The 1,128-nt window shown below is 64.9% G+C and carries 1 tRNA gene; it reads right to left on the reverse strand.

Annotation, left to right across the window (positions count from 1 at the left end):
- Positions 1 to 475: 475 nt before the first annotated feature.
- Positions 476 to 547, reverse strand: a tRNA-Lys gene (locus tag GA0070558_RS32645).
- Between the last annotated feature and the right edge of the window lie 581 nt (positions 548 to 1,128).

Below are 1,128 nucleotides of genomic sequence, written 5' to 3' on the forward strand. Positions count from 1 at the left end.
GCGAAACGCCTCATCCCGGTCCACCAACGTGTTGTCGAGATCGAAGAGCACCAACCTCTGCACGACCACCGACCCTACCGGGCAACCACACAGCACCCCGCCAACCATGATCCGCATCCGCTCGCCACCGATCGATTGCAGCACGGCGGCGTTCAAGGCAAGGCCACAGCGACGGCCTGACTTCGTCTGCTTCCGACCAGGCCAATCCCCGCGGTGATCTTGGTCTTGTGGGCCGGGCTGCAAGGGCTGAACTACTGCAACAAACACCCCGCCGCGGCACCTGGTCGCCTGCGGTGAGGGGGTCGACCACCGCGCTCAAGCCCTCGCCCAGGCCGGCGGTGACGCAACGCGCCCCAGCTGCCATCACCGAGCGGGGTGCTCGCGGATGCTCGTAAGCCCAAGGTCAGAGTCCGACAATTTTCGCACAAAGGGCGACGACGCGAAGTGATATCGGTCCATTTTCCCAGCTCAGCGGTGGGCCGCCTGGGACTCGAACCCAGAACCTAAGGATTAAAAGTCCTCAGCTCTGCCATTGAGCTAACGGCCCGCTGAGCCACAGATTACCCGAATGCCTCCTCCGGGTAGGGTCCGCCTGTGGCAGCCCTGGCCCGGCGTGGCCAACCGTGCTGGAAGCCACAAACGGATTCCGGTCCTACGTGACGATCGCCCACCGCGGCTCGTGAGCACCAGCCCCAGGGCTCTACGAGTGCCTCGCCTCCCTGCGCTGCCCCCGCCCGGGTGATCGTTCGGCGGATGACGATGATCGCGCTTCAGGAGAGCCGTAGCTACCAGTGGACAGGGCGGCCGCCGCGCCCCTTGCCGAGTGGTTTGGGAAGCTCGACCAGCGTCACGACCGGCTGTTGGAGCAGCTGCAGCATTGTGGCGGGAGTTGATCAATCAGGCTGTCGTCGGCATGCAACCTGGCGCAGGATCGGGATCAAGAACGAAGCCCTCGGCTGCCGGCCCTCAGTTGACCTGCTTCGGTGGGCTCCCAGGCCCGATCACTACCCGAAGCTGCCCCGGCCTGCGCGGCGAGAGCAATAGTCAAGACTTGTGGATGAGGAATCTTGATCAGGCGGCTGCGGTGTCGGTCGTGACCGGATCGGCGGTGGGGCGTTCGACGAGTTT

Source organism: Micromonospora haikouensis, from assembly GCF_900091595.1.
GTDB lineage: Bacteria > Actinomycetota > Actinomycetes > Mycobacteriales > Micromonosporaceae > Micromonospora > Micromonospora haikouensis.